General features: G+C 56.8%; 16 protein-coding genes and 2 pseudogenes. 7 read left to right on the top strand and 11 right to left on the bottom strand.

From position 1 onward, the window contains the following. Positions 1 to 235: 235 nt before the first annotated feature. A protein-coding gene (locus PL597_RS25145) for an IS3 family transposase (RefSeq protein WP_217004297.1) occupies positions 236 to 1,458 on the bottom strand; the annotation gives its coding sequence in 2 pieces (ribosomal slippage) (positions 236 to 1,116 and positions 1,116 to 1,458; 1,224 coding nt in all). 178 nt (positions 1,459 to 1,636) lie between these two features. Between PL597_RS25145 and PL597_RS25140 the strand changes: the two genes are divergently transcribed. From PL597_RS25140 to PL597_RS25130, 3 genes are read left to right on the top strand one after another with little or no spacing between them, the layout of a single operon-like run. After that, positions 1,637 to 2,254 carry an NAD(P)H-dependent oxidoreductase gene (locus tag PL597_RS25140; protein ID WP_111797275.1) on the top strand — a complete coding sequence of 206 codons (618 nt, stop codon included), beginning with the start codon at positions 1,637 to 1,639 and terminating at the stop codon, positions 2,252 to 2,254. After that, positions 2,254 to 4,170 carry a cation:proton antiporter domain-containing protein gene (locus tag PL597_RS25135; RefSeq protein WP_191218671.1) on the top strand — a complete coding sequence of 639 codons (1,917 nt, stop codon included), beginning with the start codon at positions 2,254 to 2,256 and terminating at the stop codon, positions 4,168 to 4,170. The genes PL597_RS25140 and PL597_RS25135 overlap by 1 nt, the downstream gene beginning before the upstream one ends. Before the next feature lie 8 nt (positions 4,171 to 4,178). Further along, positions 4,179 to 5,444, top strand: coding sequence for a c-type cytochrome (locus tag PL597_RS25130; RefSeq protein WP_271366570.1), 1,266 nt, complete (start codon positions 4,179 to 4,181; stop codon positions 5,442 to 5,444). Positions 5,445 to 5,866: 422 nt separating this feature from the next. On the opposite strand, the gene PL597_RS25125 is transcribed toward PL597_RS25130, so the two are convergent. From PL597_RS25125 to PL597_RS25100, 6 genes are all read right to left on the bottom strand, one after another. Continuing rightward, complete coding sequence (locus PL597_RS25125) at positions 5,867 to 7,441, bottom strand: MFS transporter (RefSeq protein WP_031233289.1); 1,575 nt, start codon at positions 7,439 to 7,441, stop codon at positions 5,867 to 5,869. 8 nt (positions 7,442 to 7,449) lie between these two features. After that, entirely contained in the window at positions 7,450 to 8,565 is a 1,116-nt protein-coding gene (locus tag PL597_RS25120) for an HlyD family secretion protein (RefSeq protein WP_111797276.1), read from the bottom strand. A 158-nt stretch (positions 8,566 to 8,723) separates the two neighbouring features. After that, positions 8,724 to 9,584, bottom strand: coding sequence for an aldo/keto reductase (locus PL597_RS25115; RefSeq protein WP_031233291.1), 861 nt, complete (start codon positions 9,582 to 9,584; stop codon positions 8,724 to 8,726). Between the two features lie 230 nt (positions 9,585 to 9,814). Further along, complete coding sequence (locus PL597_RS25110) at positions 9,815 to 9,997, bottom strand: hypothetical protein (RefSeq protein WP_020808369.1); 183 nt, start codon at positions 9,995 to 9,997, stop codon at positions 9,815 to 9,817. 140 nt (positions 9,998 to 10,137) lie between these two features. Then, the gene (locus PL597_RS25105) at positions 10,138 to 10,980 is read right to left on the bottom strand and encodes an alpha/beta fold hydrolase (protein WP_020808370.1); all 843 of its coding nucleotides are present in this window, start codon (positions 10,978 to 10,980) and stop codon (positions 10,138 to 10,140) included. Positions 10,981 to 11,303: 323 nt separating this feature from the next. Then, positions 11,304 to 11,876, bottom strand: a complete 573-nt coding sequence (locus tag PL597_RS25100; RefSeq protein WP_020808371.1) for a TetR/AcrR family transcriptional regulator — start codon at positions 11,874 to 11,876, stop codon at positions 11,304 to 11,306. A gap of 352 nt (positions 11,877 to 12,228) precedes the next feature. Here PL597_RS25100 and PL597_RS25095 point away from each other — a divergent pair, with 352 nt between their 5' ends. Further along, the gene (locus tag PL597_RS25095) at positions 12,229 to 13,116 is read left to right on the top strand and encodes an MBL fold metallo-hydrolase (protein ID WP_191218669.1); all 888 of its coding nucleotides are present in this window, start codon (positions 12,229 to 12,231) and stop codon (positions 13,114 to 13,116) included. 37 nt (positions 13,117 to 13,153) lie between these two features. Here the strand turns inward: PL597_RS25095 and PL597_RS25090 are convergent, their stop codons facing one another. Beyond that, positions 13,154 to 15,886: an ATP-binding protein gene (locus PL597_RS25090; RefSeq protein ID WP_191218668.1), complete on the bottom strand. Its 2,733-nt coding sequence runs from the start codon at positions 15,884 to 15,886 to the stop codon at positions 13,154 to 13,156. 427 nt (positions 15,887 to 16,313) lie between these two features. On the opposite strand from PL597_RS25090, the gene tnpA reads away from it, so the two are divergent. Continuing rightward, positions 16,314 to 16,733, top strand: coding sequence for an IS66-like element accessory protein TnpA (gene tnpA / locus PL597_RS26375; RefSeq protein ID WP_210256917.1), 420 nt, complete (start codon positions 16,314 to 16,316; stop codon positions 16,731 to 16,733). Continuing rightward, positions 16,714 to 17,052: an IS66 family insertion sequence element accessory protein TnpB gene (gene tnpB, locus PL597_RS25080; protein ID WP_191218667.1), complete on the top strand. Its 339-nt coding sequence runs from the start codon at positions 16,714 to 16,716 to the stop codon at positions 17,050 to 17,052. Before tnpA ends, tnpB begins: the two co-directional genes overlap by 20 nt. A gap of 45 nt (positions 17,053 to 17,097) precedes the next feature. On the opposite strand, the gene istB is transcribed toward tnpB, so the two are convergent. Next, on the bottom strand, positions 17,098 to 17,991 hold the full coding sequence (istB, locus tag PL597_RS25075; protein WP_191218666.1) for an IS21-like element ISRel5 family helper ATPase IstB: 894 nt from the start codon (positions 17,989 to 17,991) through the stop codon (positions 17,098 to 17,100). Then, positions 17,988 to 18,173, bottom strand: a pseudogene (locus PL597_RS25070) (IS21 family transposase); the annotation flags it as partial. The gene istB and the pseudogene PL597_RS25070, both read right to left, overlap by 4 nt. A 7-nt stretch (positions 18,174 to 18,180) precedes the next feature. Here PL597_RS25070 and PL597_RS25065 point away from each other — a divergent pair. Then, positions 18,181 to 18,351, top strand: a pseudogene (locus tag PL597_RS25065) (transposase); the annotation flags it as partial. On the opposite strand, the gene PL597_RS25060 reads toward PL597_RS25065, so the two are convergent. Beyond that, complete coding sequence (locus tag PL597_RS25060; RefSeq protein WP_191218665.1) at positions 18,329 to 18,610, bottom strand: hypothetical protein; 282 nt, start codon at positions 18,608 to 18,610, stop codon at positions 18,329 to 18,331. The pseudogene PL597_RS25065 and the gene PL597_RS25060 sit on opposite strands and share 23 nt — an antisense overlap. Positions 18,611 to 18,841 lie beyond the last annotated feature (231 nt).

Below are 18,841 nucleotides of genomic sequence, written 5' to 3'. Positions count from 1 at the left end.
ACTTCAACGCGCTGGCACCAATGATGGTGGCGGCATAATCGAGGCGGAAATCCACTTAGAAAAACGCCCGAAACTGTTCAGACAAACCGAGCCACCTCTTTCACTCCTTCGCTGCGTCCCCGCGTAGCACGCACATCTCCGCGAAGATTGTCAAAATCGATCCTCCGATCACACCACTCCGCTTATCGAAACCGGATTATCCAATATGGAGTTGCCCCATAAAAACCGGACAGGATCAGATTTCTATTTGACGGTCTAAGAACTCGCGCGGTGAGCGGTATCCCAAAGCTTTATGCGGGTGAAGCGTGTTGTAGTGCTCGAACCACAATGGCAGTTGGGCGATGACTGTTTTAGCGTCCGGAATGGAATTGACCGAGACATAATCCCGCTTGAACGTCTTTACGAAGGCTTCGGCCATTCCGTTGGACTGAGGGCTGCGGACCGGGGTCGTACGAGGCTCCATCCCGATGTCCAGCAGCAACGATCTCGTGTCTGACGCAATAAAGCACGATCCATTGTCAGTCAGCCATTCGATAGGCTTAGGAAGGATATTGATGCGGCCGAAGCGGTTTTCGACGGCCGTGATGACAAGGTCCTGAACATCTTCGCTTTTGATGCCTTCAGTAGTGGCGACATGGGCAATTGCCTCGCGGTCACAGCAGTCGAGCGCAAAGGCAACGCGGACCTTTTCTTTGTTATCGCAGCCGATTTCGAAACCGTCCGAGCACCAACGCAAATTCGATTGAGCGACAGCGACACGACCATCGTGGCGACGGCTATCAATAGCTGCTCCAGTGTGGCGTTCGAGAAGCAGGCCATGCACCTTCATCACCCGATAAACGCGTTTGACGTTCGGCCATGAGCGGCTTTCGTTACGGGCTTTACGGCGTAAGAGCGCGTGAACCCGGCGGTATCCATAGGTTGGCATCGCGGAGATGATCGCTTTGATTTCGTCGATGAGATCATCATCCGCGAACGGCGGCCGACCACGGGCTTTGGAAGGACGCTGTCTCACTCGCTCCGCCATGTTTGACCGGGCAACACCAAAAGTCTCGCACACAGCCGTCATCGGGAACTTCCCTTCGGCAATGACAGCGAGCGCAACAGGTGTTTTTTTGGGCCGGTAGCGATCTCAAGCGCCTCTTTGAGAATCTCGCCTTCCATCGTCTTCTTGCCGAGTAGACGCTGTAGTTCTTTGACCTGGTTCTGAAGGGCACGATATTCGGATGCTGGAACGACATCTTCCTCGGCAGCAGTTGCCGTCAGAGCTCCTTGGGTGGCAAGCTTACGCCAGGTGAACAACTGGTTGGGTTGAATGCCATAACGTCGAGCAACGATGCTCACGGTTGCGTCCGGCTCATATGTCTCCTGGATGATGGTAAGCTTCTCTGCCGTCGACCAGCGACGGCGGCGCTCAGGGCCGGACAGGACTTCTATCTTAGGACTGTGACTGGTCATAATGGGCACATTACCTCGCACACTTGTTAAGTGGGAGATCCTGTCCGGATATTTATGGGGCCATTACAAAACCGGATTATCCAATATTTGATGTTGCGAGCCACTATCATTGTGCCCGGATAATTCGCGCCTCCAAATCGTGAACCGCGCGAGCAGCTTCGAAAAAGAGGAAAAACCTTTGGCGCGAGTTCTCGTCCTGTTTGCGCATCCAGCGCAACGGTCGACCAGTATCAATCTATCTATGGCGAGGCGCGCCCAGCAGGTTGCGGGGGTCACCTTTGTCGATATCTACGCCGAATACCCTCGGTTCGACATAGACGTCGAACGTGAGCAGAAGCGGTTAATCGATCACGACGTGATCGTGTTCCAGTTCCCGCTCTTTTGGTACTCGACGCCCGCTCTTCTGAAGCAATGGCAGGATCTGGTTCTCGAGTACGGCTTTGCTCACGGGCCACACGGGAAAAAACTTGCCGGAAAGCTGGCGATCGCTTGCATAACCACGGGAGGCAGCGTTCGAGACTATTCGTATGAGGGCGGAAACAAGCATCCGTTTTCTATGTTTATCCTGCCGCTACGACAGACGATTGAACTGTGCGGAATGACCTTTCTTCCGCCATTCGTGCTGCATGCGGCCAACCATGTCGATTCCCCCTCCGCGAAAATTCATGTCGAGTTCTATCCAATGCTCCTGGAGGGTCTGCGTGACTCGTCGTTGGACATCGGCGCGCTTGGGCGACGGGACGAGGTTACGGCCGGCGATCTTGCAGAGTTCGTTGACCGTCGGGAGATAAGCTGATGTCCGGCTTGCTTTTGCCTGCTTTTGCCTATCTGGCCTCCTCGGTCTTTGCCGTCATCGTCTCCCGCAGGCTCGGTCTCGGTTCCGTTGTTGGATACATTGTTGCCGGCGCTTTGATGAGTCCGGTTTTGCAGCTTTCGGAAGCCAACGCCGGCTATCTTGAAGAGCTCTCGGAATTGGGCATCGTGATGATGCTCTTCTTGATTGGCCTCGAAATCGATCCCAAGATGGTCTGGCGCTTGCGTGCAAAGCTCGTTGGATTGGGTGGTTTGCAGGTCGTCTTGACGGTCGCGGTGGTCACCGTCCTCGGCATCTCCCTTCATATCGAATGGCAGCAGGCGGTTCTGTTTGGCTTTGTAGCGGCTCTTTCATCGACGGCGATCGTATTGCAGACCCTTGAGGAAAGAGGGATGCTGGATTCGGACGGAGGCCAGGCGAGTTTTGCCGTTCTCCTATTCCAGGACCTGGCGGTCATCCCGATGCTCGCGTGCCTTCCACTGATGGCCTCCCGCGATCATGTGTCTGGGGCCGGTCACGGAGCTGGCTGGCTTTCCGCTCTTCCAGGGTGGGCGGCGGCACTTCTTACGCTGGGTGCGGTGGCGGCGGTAGTTGTCGGCGGTCACTATCTCTCACGTCCAATCATGCGCGCGATCGCTAGAGACCGACTTCGCGATATCTTCACGGCGTTCGCACTTTTGGTGGTCGTAGCGATTGCCCTGCTGATGTCATTAGTTGGATTGTCTCCGGCGCTCGGCGCTTTTCTCGGCGGGCTTGTTCTTGCGAATAGCGAATTCAAGCACGAACTTCAAAACGATATCGAGCCTTTCAAAGGTCTGCTTCTCGGCCTGTTTTTTATGACGATAGGCGCGAAGATCGACCTTTCCGTAATGGTGGCCAACTGGGACGCCGTGTTTGAAGCAACTGCGGTGCTCGTGATCATCAAATTCGCGATCCTTTTTCCGCTCGGTCGTCTCTTCAGATTGCGGGATGCTGCCGGATGGCTCTTCGCACTGGGGTTGGCACAGGCGGGCGAATTCGGGTTTGTACTACTCTCGCTCGGCGAAAGCACGGGGCTGATAACCGAAACCTCGGCATCCGTCGGGGTGCTTGTCATAGCATTGGGAATGATAATCACGCCTGGGCTTTTCATGCTCTTTGACCATATCGCCGAAAGGATTGAGAGAAGAAAAACACCGTCAAAAGAGCCCGAGAGGCCAGGCAGCGGAAAGGTCATCATCGCGGGCCTAGGCCGTTTTGGCCAGATCGTGAATCGCATGTTGCTGGCCAACGGTTTCGTGCCCGTTGTCCTGGATTACCGTGCGGACGTTGTCGATGACCTTCGCAAATTCGGAGTGAAATCATATTTTGGCGATGCGGGGCGTCCTGATCTACTTCATTCGGCTGGCGTCGCCAAGGCGGACCTGCTTGTGGTTGCGATCGACGACCCCGACCGCACGATACATATTATCGAGGCGGCCCGCCGAGCGAACCCTGGGATCACAATTATCGCTCGGGCGTATGATCGGTTACATCATTACCAGGTTGTTGACGCGGGCGCGGATCACGTTGTCCGCGAGCTTTTCGGAAGCTCGGTGGAGGCAGGGGGCCTCGCGCTCAGGACAATGGGCATGCATCCCTACGAGGTTGAGAAGAGAAAGAGCGTGTTCGTCCATCAGGATCTCGAGGGCCTTGCCCAAATGGGGACGCTGCTCGACGAAACGACGCGAGTGTCCGACAACGAGCTGTTTGTCGCGGGCTTCAATGATATCGGGCGCGTTATCCAGGAGGCGATGCTCGGACGGCGCGAAAAATACGATGAACTTGTCCAGCGTGGTTGGAGCCCGCCGGAATTGGAAAGCAGCTTCGCCGCGCAACAGACTGAAATAGACGAACGAGCCTTAGGAGCCGGACAATGAGATATTCCATGAAAATTCTGTTGGGTCTGGTCTCCCTGGCAGTGGTGGGGGCAGTTGGGGCTGGGCTGTTCTTTTTCTATCCCCATTCACTTCCCGAGGTGGCTGCGAGCGCAAAACAGCCATCTGGGCAGGAACTTATCGCACGCGGCGAATATCTAACGATCGCTGGCGACTGTGCCGCTTGTCACAGCACGAAAGGTGGCAAACCATTCGCTGGAGGGCTGCCGTTCAAACTTCCATTCGGAACTATCTATTCGTCCAACATCACTCCGGACAAGGAACACGGTATCGGCGCGTGGAACGATGCGGAATTCGTCCGTGCGGTGAGATCGGGCGTTGGCAAGCATGGCGAGAACCTGTATCCGGCGTTTCCCTATGCATCCTACGCCCTGCTTTCGACCGACGATATCCTCGCCATTCGCGCCTATCTAAACACCGTCACGGCGGTCTCGGAGCCTGCGCCTGAGAACACGCTCGAATTTCCGTTCAACCAGCGCTGGCTGATGCGCGGTTGGAACCTCCTGTTCCTGCCCTCGCATCCCTTCGAAAAGGATCCTACGAGGGATGAACGGTGGAACCGCGGCGCCTACCTCGTCGAGGGCCTGGCGCACTGCGGAGAGTGTCACACTCCTCGCGGTCTCATGTTCCAGAGAAAGCAAGGGCAAGCCCTGTCGGGTGGCGAGGTAGACGGATGGAAGGCGTGGAACATTACAAGCGATCCCGAGACCGGCGTCGGTAACTGGAGCGAGGAGGATCTGAAGACGTTCCTCGCAACTGGGCATGCGAAAGGCCACGGCCCTGCCGGCGGCGCGATGCGGGAAGCGATTGACCTTTCATTCAGCAAACTCCCGTCGTCGGATATCGACGCAATTGTTTCCTATCTCCGAACGGTTCCGGCCGTAAAAACCGATTCCGAAACGAGAGTAGTTCCATCCGGGCAAGATGCGTCTGCAGTGCCGCCGGGAGAACTCGGCGCTCGGATCTTCGCAGGCGCTTGTTCGAGCTGCCATGGAAAGGACGGCGGCGGGCTCGTAAACGACCGAGCATCAATTCAGGGTTCGCACGCTGTGAACGATCCCGAGGGCAGCAACTTGGTGAGGGTGATCCTTCAGGGCTCTTCAAATGAGGCGCGCCTACCAGGCCAGACGATGCCAGCCTTCCATGCGATCTATTCCGACGAGGAAGTCGCTGCCCTCGCCAACTACGTGATCGGGCGGCTAAGCGGAAAGAGCGGCAACGTAACGGCGAAGGATGTGGCAGCGGCGAGGGAGTGAAATCTTTCGCCGCACCAGGCCTGTGACATCGCGCGTAATGTTACGCCCGGGTTCGGCCGCTCAAAACCGGGAGCAAGAGCGGCCGTACAGTCGGCAGCAGCCGGTCTCATTTATCGAAGACGGCTTGCACGCGATCAGGCCGTACCTTTTACAATATTATTGTAAGTGGAAAAACCTTATCCACCGGCTTGCCCTTGGTGCCACAGTGCAGAGCAGTTTTCCAGCATCAGCCAATCCTTACGCTTTGGTAGGTGGCGGCCGGATTTGCGGAAGGGAGCTTTTCCGCACCTTTTCCGTGGCGGTTTGAACGCAGGTAGCAAAAGATTGCGGTTCAATAGAGCCGTTGTCGATAGGCGACAGCAACTCAGTTGCTAAATCTGGCAATCAAGGACAGCCCACCGCCTGAACTCGTTTGGCGGAATTCAATTGGTAGGCATTGTCCGGAAGAGCCTTGGACTCAAGGGGCTTTTCGGTGCGGCTGTCATCAGGGCGACCACGACCAATCCGGCAACTGCAAACCAGAATGCTGCGAAGAAGCTGTCGCTATACGCGAGGACGGTGGCTTGAGTTCGAGCCGAAGCCGAAACCGTTGAGAGCGCTTTGGCGGTTCCGTTGCCCGTGCGATCGAGCAGATGGCTCAATCCCGACAACTGGTAACGCAGAAGAGGAGAGCCATCTGTCAGGTGTATTCCGAGGGCGTTGGAATGAAATTGCTCTCGGAATCGTAGAAGTGTCGCGATGAAGCTCGAGGCGAGTTCCGCGCTACCCAATCGACAGACCTGAATGTACGCGGACGTAGCCGTTGAAGTCTTCGGGTCCGAATTGCCGACGAGGAAGACGAACGAGGCAAAATACGTCATCGCTTGTCCTGCCGTGCTGAGCAACAAGATCGGTCTAAAGCTCTCCGGAAACCATTGCGACGTTACCTCCGTGCCCATCATTGCAGCGACTCCCGTGATGGACATACCGATGATGAGTACGATGCGAGCATCAATGAAGTAGAGAGCAACTCCAGCGATCGCAACAAGGAAAAACGACGGGATCACGGCGTACCAAATGAACAGATCTCCGATCTGGTATGGTCGGAGGGCGGTGACTGTTTGCATCATCCCAGGGATCAGACTGCTAGCCGTAGCGCTTGCAAATGTAAAAATGGTGACCGCGGCAAGCCCCAGTGACACGTTGCGTATGCGCAGGACACTGACGTGCGCCCAAGGTTGGGCGACAACAGCCTCGTTGACCAGGAAGACGAAGAACAGAAAGCCACCTGCGATCATAGCGCTGACAATTGTTCCGGATTCCAGCCAGTCCAACCTGTTTCCCTGGTCCAGCCCGACGTAGAGAAACGCCATGGAAGCACCAAGCAAGAGCATCCCACCCCAATCGGCTTTCCGGAGTCGTTTCCGATCGATTGGTTCCTTCGGCGCGCCCAATACAAGGAAAACGCCGATAAGTGGCGCGAGCAGGACATCTTGCCAGTAGAGCCACTGCCATCCCAAATCCTCGCCGTAGTAACCGACCAGAACGAATCCGAGGCCCTGAGAGAGCGGAATTCGCAGAGTATAGATCGCGAGGCCGATCAGCCAGTGCTTGGGCTGGAGGTTTCGAAAGACGATCATCAGTGTCGCTGGAATAAAAACACCGAGAAGAAGCGCCCTCACCATGTGCGCGATTATGAGCAGCGTATGATCGTGAATCACAGGAATGCCCAAAGAAAAAAGGGAATACACGACGCTGGAGGGGACCATGATCCTGCGCACGCCGTATACCGTGATCAGCCAGGCCACAGCCGGCGCGATCAATATCTGGGGTGCGTTTGCCGCCGTGTAAAACCAGGAACCTTCATCGAAGCCCATGCCGAAGGCTCCGCGTAGGTCGGGAAGCCCCACCGTAAAAACGCGGGTATCGAAACCCACAACGAAAGAAGCGAGTAGTAGTGCAGCGACTATGAAGACAGGACGTTTCGTCGCGGCCGGCTGCGGGACGGACTTGTCCACTAGTTCCGTCACTGGTGTTGTCCCCGCGTGTCGACGGTCACAGTCGCCGACAGACCTGGGCTCAGTCTGTCGCGTAAGGGCTGCCCGTCGTCGATCGCGATCCTGACCGGGATACGCTGCACCACCTTAGTGTAGTTTCCGGTCGCGTTGTCCGGCGGGAGCAATGCAAAGGTCGATCCGCTGGCTGGTGACATTCTCTCGACCCTGCCCCGCAAGAGGGTGCCTGGATATGTGTCGAGTTTCACCTCGGCAGCCTGTCCGATGCGCATATTCGCCAGCTGTGTTTCCTTGAAGTTTGCGGTTACGTACACTTCGTTCGGAACGATCGGGACTACGTTGCCGCCAACGCTCAAATAGTCGCCGACATGCACGGACTTTTTGCCTACGGTTCCGTCAAAGGGTGCATAGATACGCGTGAATTCGCGATGAAGCTCGGCTGTCGCAAGGGAGGCCGATTGTGCTGCGATCTGTGCGTCCAGAAGGCTTTCCTGCCCCCGCAGAACTTCCAGCTGAGCTCTCTGCTGCTCGATAGCAGCAGTCGTCGACTCCGCGGATGCATGCGCCTGAAGGTAGGCTGCGTGGGACTGTTGAAGCCGTTGTTCCGTACTCGCCTGACCAAGGTTCTGTTGCCGCTCGTATTCGAGCCTCGTCTGTTCGACGGACGCAAGTGCGGAATCATGTTGGGCCGTTGCAGCGATGATTGCCGCTCGCTGCAACGCTTCCTGGTTCGTGAGATTCGCACGCGATGATTTGGCGGCGGAAACATTCGCCGAGGCGAGCGACGCAGTCGCGTCATACTCCCTTGGATCGATCTCGGCGATGAGATCGCCTTTTCGGACGCGTTGATAGTCGGCTACATGAGCCGAGACGAGGTTGCCGGATACCCTCGCACTGAGAAAGCTGACGTCTGCGCCGATCGCGGCGTCGTTCGTGGTCTGGTATGCGGCGCTGGAAGTCCACTCGTTCCAACTTCCCCCAGCGTAAAACACTCCGGCCAATGCAATCCCGACGGCGATGACGGGGAGCAGCACTCTCCCCATCACGCTCGGCCATTCTGGCCTTCCGCTTTCGATGGGCGATGCGCTGCGAACATCAGACGTTATCGTTGCGATTTGATCGGTCATGGAGGTTGCGTTCATCGGAGTGATCGGAGCTTCGTTTTATTGACGGCAACCTACCCGCCGCCTTGATGGCAATTACAGCCATCGCTGGACGGCTGCTGCACTTCGTGAAACCCTCTGCTGGCACTGCGCGCGCCCGGGCCGCGCGATAGTCCCATATTTTACGCAGCAGCTATGCCGTTCAGCGTTTCGTAGTCTGGATCCGAGAGCCTGATGTCACGCGAGGCGACGTTTTCCTCAAGGTGATGCACATTGGATGTTCCGGGGATGGGAAGAATGACAGGACTCCGCCTGAGCATCCAGGCAAGCGCAATTTGCGTGGGAGACGCGTTATACGCATGCGCGATTTCATCAAGGACGGACCCCCTGCGCGTCAACTCACCCGATCCGAGCGGATACCAAGGGATGAACCCGATGCCATTCTGCTCGCAGTATTCGAGCACATCCTCGCTTTCGCGATCGATAAGGTTGTAGCGGTTCTGCACCGTCGCAACCTTGAAATACTTCGAAGCTTGCTTGATCTGATCAACCGAGACTTCGCTCAGGCCCGCGTTCTCGATGGTGCCGGCGTCAATCAGCTTTTTGATGGTATCGAACTGTTCCGATGCGGGAACGCGCGCATCGATCCGATGCAATTGCCAGAGACCGATGCGCTCCACTCCGAGCCTCTTCAAGCTTCCGTGCGCTTGCGCTACCAAGTATTCCGGGCGTCCGTTTTGACCCCACTGGCCGGGGCCGCTGCGAGTAAGGCCCGCCTTCGTGGCGACCAACATTCCCGGATACGGATGCAACGCTTCCTTCACAAGTTCTTCGGAAACGTTGGGACCGTAGGAGTCGGCGGTATCCACGAAATTGACACCGAGCTCCGGAAGCCGCCGCAGCGTGTCCAGGACGCCGACGCGATCCATGGGAGGTCCCCACACGCCTGGGCCCGCGATCCGCATAGCACCGTAGCCCAGCCGGTTAATTTCGTAGTTCCCGATCTTGAATATCCCGTGATCGGCAGTTGGAATCGTGGACACGCTGGCCTCCTTGATGTTCGGCAATCTGTGGCCGCCATGACACGGCGACAACGAACTCTATGATCAGATTATTGCGCCTGCAGATTTGTGAATTGTACGATCGCGCTCACTCGTGACTGGCGGCGTGGACGCGTTTTTACGGCCGCATTCTGTCTGCTGTGGAAATGCCTCTGCCCGAGATTGCCTCAACGGGGCTGGGGCGTTTCTAATTCAGTCTCGAGCAAATGGCCCTATTGGCGGTGGCCGATCAGAGCATCGCTGGGTGTTGCTGCGCGAGCAGCATATGTGTCCGCCTTAACCTGATGACGGGCGATATCGATGGCGGCGTACATGACGACCGACACGATGCTCAAGCCGTACAGACCGGCGACGATAAAGAATTCGAAGTTCTCTCGGGATTTTTTAAATCGCATGGAGCACCTTCGGGCGACTGGGCGCGATGCGAGACGCCGGGCACGGGAGCGGTCAAGTGACAACGCCCATACATGGGCACACGTTGGTGTTTGGGCGGCGGACGCATCTCGTCCGCCGGGGATGACAGTAGGCTGAAACATCAACCCTTGATGAAGGCCAAGAGGTCGGGGTTGATAACGTTGGCATGCGTCGTCAGCATTCCGTGCGGATAACCGGGGTAGACCTTGAGGGTGCCATTCTTGAGGAGCTTGACCGAGAGCTTGGCGGAGTCGTCGATCGGAACGATCTGGTCGTCGTCGCCATGCATGACAAGCGTCGGCACGGTGATCTTTTTCAGGTCCTCGGTCTGATCCGTCTCGGAGAAGGCCTTGATGCCGTCATAGTGAGCCTTGGCTCCGCCCATCATTCCCTGACGCCACCAGTTCTGGATCGCTCCCTGCAATACGGTCGCGCCGTCACGGTTGAAGCCGTAGAACGGGCCGGTCGGCAGATCGAGGAAGAACTGGGCGCGGTTCGCTGCCAGCGCGTTGCGCAATCCATCGAAGACTTCGATCGGCAAACCACCGGGATTAGAAGCGGTCTTGAGCATTAATGGCGGGATGGCGCTCACCAGAACGGCTTTGGCGACACGGCCCTGAGGCTCGCCGTATTTCGCGACATATCGTGCCACCTCGCCACCGCCCGTCGAGTGACCGATATGGACGGCGTTCTTGAGATCGAGGTGCTGGTACACCGCGTCGGCGTCAGCCGCGTAGTGGTCGATGTCATGGCCATCGGCGACCTGGCTCGAGCGACCGTGACCACGACGGTCGTGGGCAATCACACGATAGCCATGCGCCAGGAAGAACAGCATCTGGGCATCCCAGTCGTCGGACGAGAGCGGCCAGCCGTGGTGGAAAGCGATCGGTTGGGCGTCCTTGGGACCCCAGTCCTTATAGTAGATATTCACGCCGTCTTTGGTTTTTACGAAACCATCGGTCATCGAAACTTCTCCGTTGTGGGTGGTTTGGGATTGCTTCTGTGCTGCAAGGCCGGGTGCCGCCATTACAAGCGACGCGGCCACGCCCGCCATGAGGGTCTGTCTACGGGAAAGGGCCAGGTTAAAATCGTTTGTCACCGGAGACTCCATCTCGGTCAGAGTTGATGGAGTGAAAATAGGGGCACCGGACACGGCGATATTGTCATATCCCGTCGCATAGAGCTTTCATTGCGCATGGCTGATTTCAGAGAAACCGTTGCGAACGAGAAGTTCGAACTCCCAACGAAGAAACACGTACTAAAGAGCAACGCGAACGGTACGTCCCCTTAGCTCGCCGCCAGCAACGACATCGCAATCGAGTAAAAGTTTTCAAGCGGGTTATTGGCGTTGCTAACCTTCATCCTCAATACCGCTCCCTCGTAGGCATCTATCAAGAATCGGGCGAATTTAGCCGGTTCAAGGTCGCTCTTAATTTCTCCGCCGGTTTGGCCTTCCCGAATGGTTTCGGAAAGCAAATCAATCCAATCCGTCAGCGATGCGTTCAGGGTTTCGCGAAGCAATGGAATGCTATCGGACGTTTCCGCGGTAAGATTGACGATCAGGCAACCCCGATTGTGCTGCGCCTTTTCGTGGCTTTCCAACAGGTGACGGAAGTGGTGCGCGATCCGGTTCAAGGGAGTGGCGCCAGAATCCTTCAGAATGTCACGACGTGTCGAGGCGACGTAGTTCGCGACAACCTCGACTGCAAAAGCTTCCTTTGTCTTAAAGTGATTGTAGAAACTGCCTTTGGGGACACCCGCCTGATCAACGATTTCCTGTACGCTGCAAGCTGAGTAGCCCAGTTCACGGAAACGATCTGCCCCAGCGTTGACGAGCCTCTCCTTCGTCGTTGGACGCATTTGTGTCTCCTTTCCCTGATCAATAGGGATCATTGGCATAAACTACAGCGTTTGGGGGGTGAAATGTCGGCGCTGATGGCTGGTACGATCCGCTGCCTTCTTAAGATTCAAAAATCTTACGACCTCAATGACTGCATTCAAGCTGCCGGCCTCTCGTCAATGTCGCCAGCACATTGGTGGCCGCCTGCCAATTTGACGAAGCCCTCGAGCCAGCAGGAACAGACGCTACACAGGCGGCATCGGATACGCAAACACAGAAAATACGCGCGGATTGTTTAAAAGTGCTCGATTGTACAATATCACCTAGCGGTGGCCTGTTCGCTTGATGTCTGGTTCACGACGAGGCCTCGAAATGAAAATTGGTTCAGTTAAAATCACACGGATAGAGGAATATCGCGGGCCGGCTTTCATGCCACGGGACTTGCTCCCGGATTGGTCTGCAGAAGCGGTGGCTCCGCACCTCGATTGGCTCGAGCCGCGTTATCTTGACCGGGGAACCGGAAGGTTGGTGATGTCATGCCACAGCTGGCTCGTAGAGACGGAGCATCACAAAATTCTCATCGACACCTGCACGGGCAACCATAAGCAGCGGCCAGGTGGAGCTCCCTTGTTCGACATGCTGGACACCCCTTACATGGAACGGTTTGCGTCGACCGGGGTCCGCCCGGAAGAAATCGACTACGTCCTCTGTACTCACCTACATGCCGACCACGTCGGATGGAACACCCGCCTTTCAAGCGGGCGCTGGGTCCCGACGTTCCCGAACGCAAAATACGTGATGTCGAAGACCGACTACGCTGCCCTCTCAACGGAGGGCAGCGGTTCGTTCGCAGCCTGGGGTTCTCTACTGTATCAAGACAGCATCCTTCCGATCGTAGAAAGTCGCCAGGAGCTGCTTGTCGACGGCGGTTTTCAGATCGGGGACAACCTTTTTGCCGAAGATTCGCCCGGTCATTCCCCTGGCCATCTTCTTTTCGCCCTCCGCGATGATGATCAGGAAGGGCTCTTCAGCGGTGACATTTTTCATCATCCGATTCAGGTCTATTACCCTGAATGGAGCAGCGCGTTCTGCTTCGATGCCGACCAGGCCACGAATACACGTAAATGTGTCCTTGAGCGTGCCTCTGACAGGGGGAGTGTTTTGTTGCCCGCGCACTTTGCAGGACGCGGCGCATGTTGCGTTTCCCGCGGCGCCAAGGATTTTGTATGCATCGGTCTTGACGAGGGTACCTATGCATAACTCGCTCGCTTAGATCCTCATTCGGAAATGCCAGCTGTTATAAGGCGAGCAAGCGCTCTGCGGTTTGAAGCTCTATTCTGGGCGGTGCCTCCGGGAACGCTTTCAGCGCTGCCTCTATCATCCTCTTCGAAGTCGACCGTTCGTCATCCTGCAACCATTCAGCGTTGCTGTTGGCGGCTCTAAGTTGCCAGAGCGGTGACTTCTGTATGATCGCGCCAGCGAACGCTTGGGAATATAGGTCGCGTGCCATTGCGGGATCGCTGTGACGGACGATATCGCCCTTTATCCTGAGGAGTTCCGGACGGCACCAGCCGGCATCCCCGGCGAGCGCCCAATCCACCAGATACGCTCCGCAGCGCTCTCCTGCAAGCGTTATCACCGTCTCGAGCCGGGACCCGTTGGTGTCTCCAATGAATGCGGTTTCGAACTGCCTTGTCGTGGCGTTTGATTCCGGGAGCAGCAGCTCGAAGGCATCTGCCCAAAGCTGCGACCTGAACATCGAGTGTTTCGTCGACAGTTCTCGAAGAAGTGCGAGATGGTGTCGCGCAACCTGAAATTCACCCAGACCGAAATACACAGGAAACGCAGAAACATATATCGCAAGGCAAATTGATATGGCATCGTCCAGGTTCAGAGCCTCGGCGATGGCTTCGTCCGCGAGAGCAATCGCGCGCTGCGAGAATCCCTGGATCCAGGAAGTTTTGGCCATCAACATCAGTGCGACCGTTTTTTGATCGAATCCCGCACCGCTCGTAAGCGTGCGGCCGATCGGCCCGCGGGTGGCTTCGACGGCAAGAGTGCAAAGCTGTTGGGTCTTCTCATGCTGCCCGAGGAAGTGGGTGTTCATGGCAAGAATTCTGCTGCTGGCGCCATGCGCGAGCTTGCCGAACTTGGACTCCAGCTGAAGCGCGATCTCAGCCGCCTCCGCATATCTTCCCTGGGTTGTTATGATTGCGCATCTTCCACTGTGAGCCCTGACGATCTCGACGTGGTCGCCGATCGTCTCCGCGATCTCAGCCGCCTTTTCGAATTCTCGCAGCGCTTGTTGGTCTGCACGTAACCCTCTCACATGGAAGAGCACGAGGCCCAGCGTCGAACGAAGCTGAGTCTCGATCAGAGGGTCAACGTTGGCGGTCGTTTCCATCAGTGCCATAGCCCGCTCGACGACCTTCAGTTGCTCGTTCATCAAGCCCAGTTGTGTCCAGAGGATATGAGACGCGGCCGTGATCTCGAAGCACAACTTCCGCTGACCTGTGTCGAAACACCAGTCAAGCGCGGCGCGAATATCGTTAATGAGGTCGCCGTGCGCTTGGAGCCACTCGAACTTCTCGAGATTTCGCCATCCAGCTTTCGCGTGTTCCAATTCCGCGCCGACCCAACGAGCATGTGACAGGCCGCACGCTTCCGCGAATTCGCCGCTGTTAAGCTGCCTACGAGCGAAGGCGCGGGTCATTTCCAATAGACGAAGGCGCCCGTCGCCGCGGGATGTCGATACGAGCGACTTCGACCGCAGGGCGGAAAGCGCGTCCGAGAACGTCTCTCTATCGAGAAAATCCCTGGCTATCGACCAAGCCGCATCGCCTGTAAACGGTCCTGCGAAGACCGAAAGGCAGTTGAGTAGAAGTCGCTCCTCAGTTGTGAGTAGATTGTAGCTCCACTCGATTGTCGCCCTCAGAGTCTGCTGTCGGGGAGGGGCCGTTCTGCGGCCGCGCCAGAGGGTGTTGATCGGATCACTGAGGGAAGAGGCTGTGTTTTGAAGGCCAAGCCCTGCCACACGTGATGCCGCTAGTTCAATCGCCAGCGGGATTCCGTCTAGTCTGCGGACAATATCGGCGGCAATCGAAATGTCTTTCATTTCGGTAAGCCCGTTCTGGCCTGTGGCGAAAATCAAACGTTCGTTGAAGAGTTCCAGTGCGGAAAAGTCGTGACAGGCCGAGGGCAGATCGTCTTTCTTCGGAACCTCCAGACTAGGCAGGAGCCGGACCTTCTCCGAAGCGATCCTCAAGGGCTCCCGGCTTGTAGCGATTACAGAGGTGGAGGGTGTCAGTTGAAGAAGCCTGTCGATGACGTCGGCGCAGCTGTCGATCAGGTGTTCGCAATTGTCAAACACCAGGACGGTACGCGAATTCCCCAACGCTTGAACGATGCCAGGCATGGGGTCCGACGAGAAGACGCTTAGGCCAAGCGACGACGCCAGGTGCGAGACTATCAATTCCCCGTTGGAGAGGGTCGCGAGGTCGAGAAAGACGACGCTCTTGTTCTCAGTGGCGAGGGAGCGGGCAATTTCGATTGCTGCCGAGGTCTTTCCGATGCCTCCTGGCCCCGTGATCGTCATCAGCCGCATCGAGCGCATCAATTCCACACTGTGTGCGATGAACTCGTCCCGTCCGATCAAACGCACGACCGTTGCCGGCAGGCCATAGCGTGTCGTAGGCGCTGTGCTGGCAGAGGAATCATCGGTGATCGTGGAAACTGGCTTGGCAAACTTGTATCCAAGTCCCGGTATGCTTTCGATACAGAGCGTTTGCTCACCATCGTAGATGGCCTTGCGAAGTGCCACCATATGGACGCGCAACGAAGCCTCGTCGACATAGGTGCTCGGCCATACGGTCCTGATGATTTCTTCTTTCGTGACGACTGTTCCGGCCTTCTCGAGCAGACACGTCAGCACATCGAAAGCTCTCGCGCCGATGCGTATAGCTGCCTCGCCCTTGCTCAACCGGCGCTGGCCAGGATCCAGTTCGAATTCGCCAAACCGATAGATAGTCACATTCACCTCGGGATGGAACGTCGGGGCAGGTACCAACGTTCGCACGATATCAATTAGTAAAATACCTCAGCAAGACTGCTGGAACCTAAACAGTTCCGACAGCACCGAAAATAAGGCTGCATCATTCGCCTACGCAACTATCCATGGGTATAGTTCAACGCACTTTGACTCGTGGTGTTGTCAGTGTGGACGTCGGACGCATCGGGTTTGTCGAAGGATTCAAATATGACCGGTCACGTTTTGAGGTGCAAGGCAAGTGCTTGGCCGCATATGTTGAGCAACTGAATCTGGACCGGGCTGCGCACTTCACCTCACGGCTGTTGCTTATCCCATATGGCGTAAATGTAAGCGCGAATTTCTGTGCACCTTCTGAAGCACAGTGCTCTGATGCATGAAGTGTCCACCAAAAACAGGTGGGCACCAAATCATGGACGATACTCCTAAACTGCAGGTGCGGCTTGTTGGCCGCGACGGTCGCCGTCGATATGACCCTGCCTCCCGAGATCGGCTTGTCGCAGCGTGTTTAGAGCCCGGCGTTTCGGTTTCGCGTCTAGCTCTGGAGCACGGCGTCAACGCCAATCTCGTTCGCAAGTGGGTAAAGAGAGCCAAAGAAGCTAGTGCTTTACCAGCGGTATCTACGTTCGTTCCGGTTCAGATAGCTACGGATATGCAGTCTTCTTCTGCCAGCGGTCCACCGACGAATGTGGAGCCGGTCGGCAAGCGATCTCATGCATCCAAGCTGAGCGCGGTGCTGCCGAACGGGATCAGCCTGACGCTGGATTGCAGCGATGTCGATGGTCTGGCGGCAATCATAGGAGCGTTGAGCCATGTTCAGACTGGGCGCTGATCTGAAGGTCTACCTCCATCGGGAACCCATCGACTTCCGCGCGGGCATCAACAGCCTCGCGGTCCTTGTGCAAGAGGTGATGGAGCTGGACCCGTTTGCTCCATCGGTGTTTGCCTTCTGCAATCGCAGGCGTGACCGGGTGAAGCTCTTGTTCTTTGATCGGTCCGGGTTTGTTATGGTCCTGAAGAAGCTAACGGAAGATCGGTTCAGGTGGCCCCGCCGGGAAACTGCGGTGGTGACGCTGACGACAGAGCAACTCCACTGGATCCTCGATGGCATCGATATCGATGCGATGGTCCGCCATCCCGTGCGGCTATAGCGCGGCGATCAGGATGAGACGCTTGCGACAATCTGGATGAGATTCTTAGGTCGCGGTCGGGATCAAATTATCATGCTGATTGCCGCTGACAAGTTCTTCGTCGTTTTCTGATTGCCGCTCCGCGACAGACAGCGTTGAGGTCCTGATTGTCGCAAACGAGGCCGGTCGGCCGCGTTGGCGTTTTTCCTCAAGTGCAGTTCTGCGGCGATAGCTTTCGACGTTCATCTCGAAGATCGTGGCATGGTGGACGAGCCGGTCGACTGCTGCGAGTGTCATGGCCGGATCGGGAAAGACCCGGTTCCACTCTCCGAACGGCTGGTTGGCGGTGATCAGGATCGACCGGTGTTCGTATCGTGCCGAGATCAGCTCGAAGAGCACGCTTGTTTCCGCCTGGTCCTTGGTGACGTAGGCAAGATCATCAAGGATGAGCAGGTCGTACTTGTTGAGCTTGTCGATGGCGGATTCAAGCTGCAACTCCCTTCGGGCGACCTGGAGCTTCTGCACGAGATCGGTGGTCCGGGTGAACAGGACCCTCCATCCGTTCTCGATCAGGGCCAGGCCGATAGCGGCAGCGAGATGGCTCTTTCCTCCGCCGGGTGGACCGAACATGAGAATATTGGCTCCTTTGGCAAGCCAACTGTCGCCGGCGGTGATTGCCATGACCTGCGCCTTCGAGATCATGGGGACAGCGTCAAAGGCGAAGCTGTCCAATGTCTTGCCGGGCGGCAGGTGCGCCTCGGCGAGATGCCGCTCAATCCTGCGATGGGCCCGTTCCGCCAATTCGTGCTCGGCAATCGCCGACAGGAAGCGAGCGGCCGGCCATCCTTCCCGGTCCGCCTGTTCGGCAAATCGTTGCCACAGGGTTTTGATCGTCGGCAGCCGGAGCTCGTTGAGCATGATGCCGAGGCGTGCTTCATCGATGACGTGGGCGTTCTTCATGCCGCTTCTCCCGTCCCGATCAAGGCCTCATAGCCGTTGAGCGATGCGAGTTGCACGTGAACGGTCGGCAGCTTGGCTGGATCCGGACCGAAGAGCGCTCGCATGGCAGCCAGATTGGGTAAGTCACCAGCATCGAGTGTCCTGGCCAATTCTTCGGCAAGTTCGCGTTCGCAGCCGCGGTCAGCCTGCGACTTCAAGGCCTACAAAGACCGAAACCGCATCGAGCGAATGTTCAACCGCCTCAAGCAGTTCCGGCGGATCGCAACCCGCTACGACAAAACCCGAAAATCATTCGAAGCCTTCCTGGTGTTGGCCTCAGTCAAACTCTGGTTGCCGTTCATTCACGTGAGGGCTTTTTAGGTCGCTCTTTTTCCGCGCCCCAAAAAACAAGGCGGGCGTCCGGGGCTTCTTTGACAACACGAATGTCCATCTGATCCCGAAGTTCTCTGCGAAATCGCGAAGCGTTGCGGGCTCCCCATACGCCGATAAAGCACTCACGCGTGGCTTCGCTTTTGAAAACGGCCGCGCCACCAAAGGCTGAGGACAATCCGCCTTCACCGACTACACCACCGTTGCCATACACCGACATCACCGCTTCTAGCGGCGCGACACTGATCACGGTATCGCCAGAAGGGGCGAAACCCGCACTTCGGAAAAGAAAAACAGGACACGGAGAGTTTGCCATTCGGTGAGCATAGCTCGCAGATGATCGTTCGCAACCTCATCATGGAACTTTGTCAACCGCGCCTAACACTACTTTGGCAGAATGCATTTTGGCGGTCTGAAGCGGATTCTGCAGTGCGGACATCGTTCTGGGGCTGACGCTGCCAGGAGGGTGTTTATGACCGCG

Origin of the sequence: Agrobacterium sp. ST15.13.013 (assembly GCF_027956525.1) — a bacterium.
GTDB classification, from domain to species: domain Bacteria; phylum Pseudomonadota; class Alphaproteobacteria; order Rhizobiales; family Rhizobiaceae; genus Agrobacterium; species Agrobacterium salinitolerans.
The sequence above is the reverse complement of the archived record's forward strand: the minus strand, read 5'-3'. Positions and strand labels throughout refer to the sequence as shown.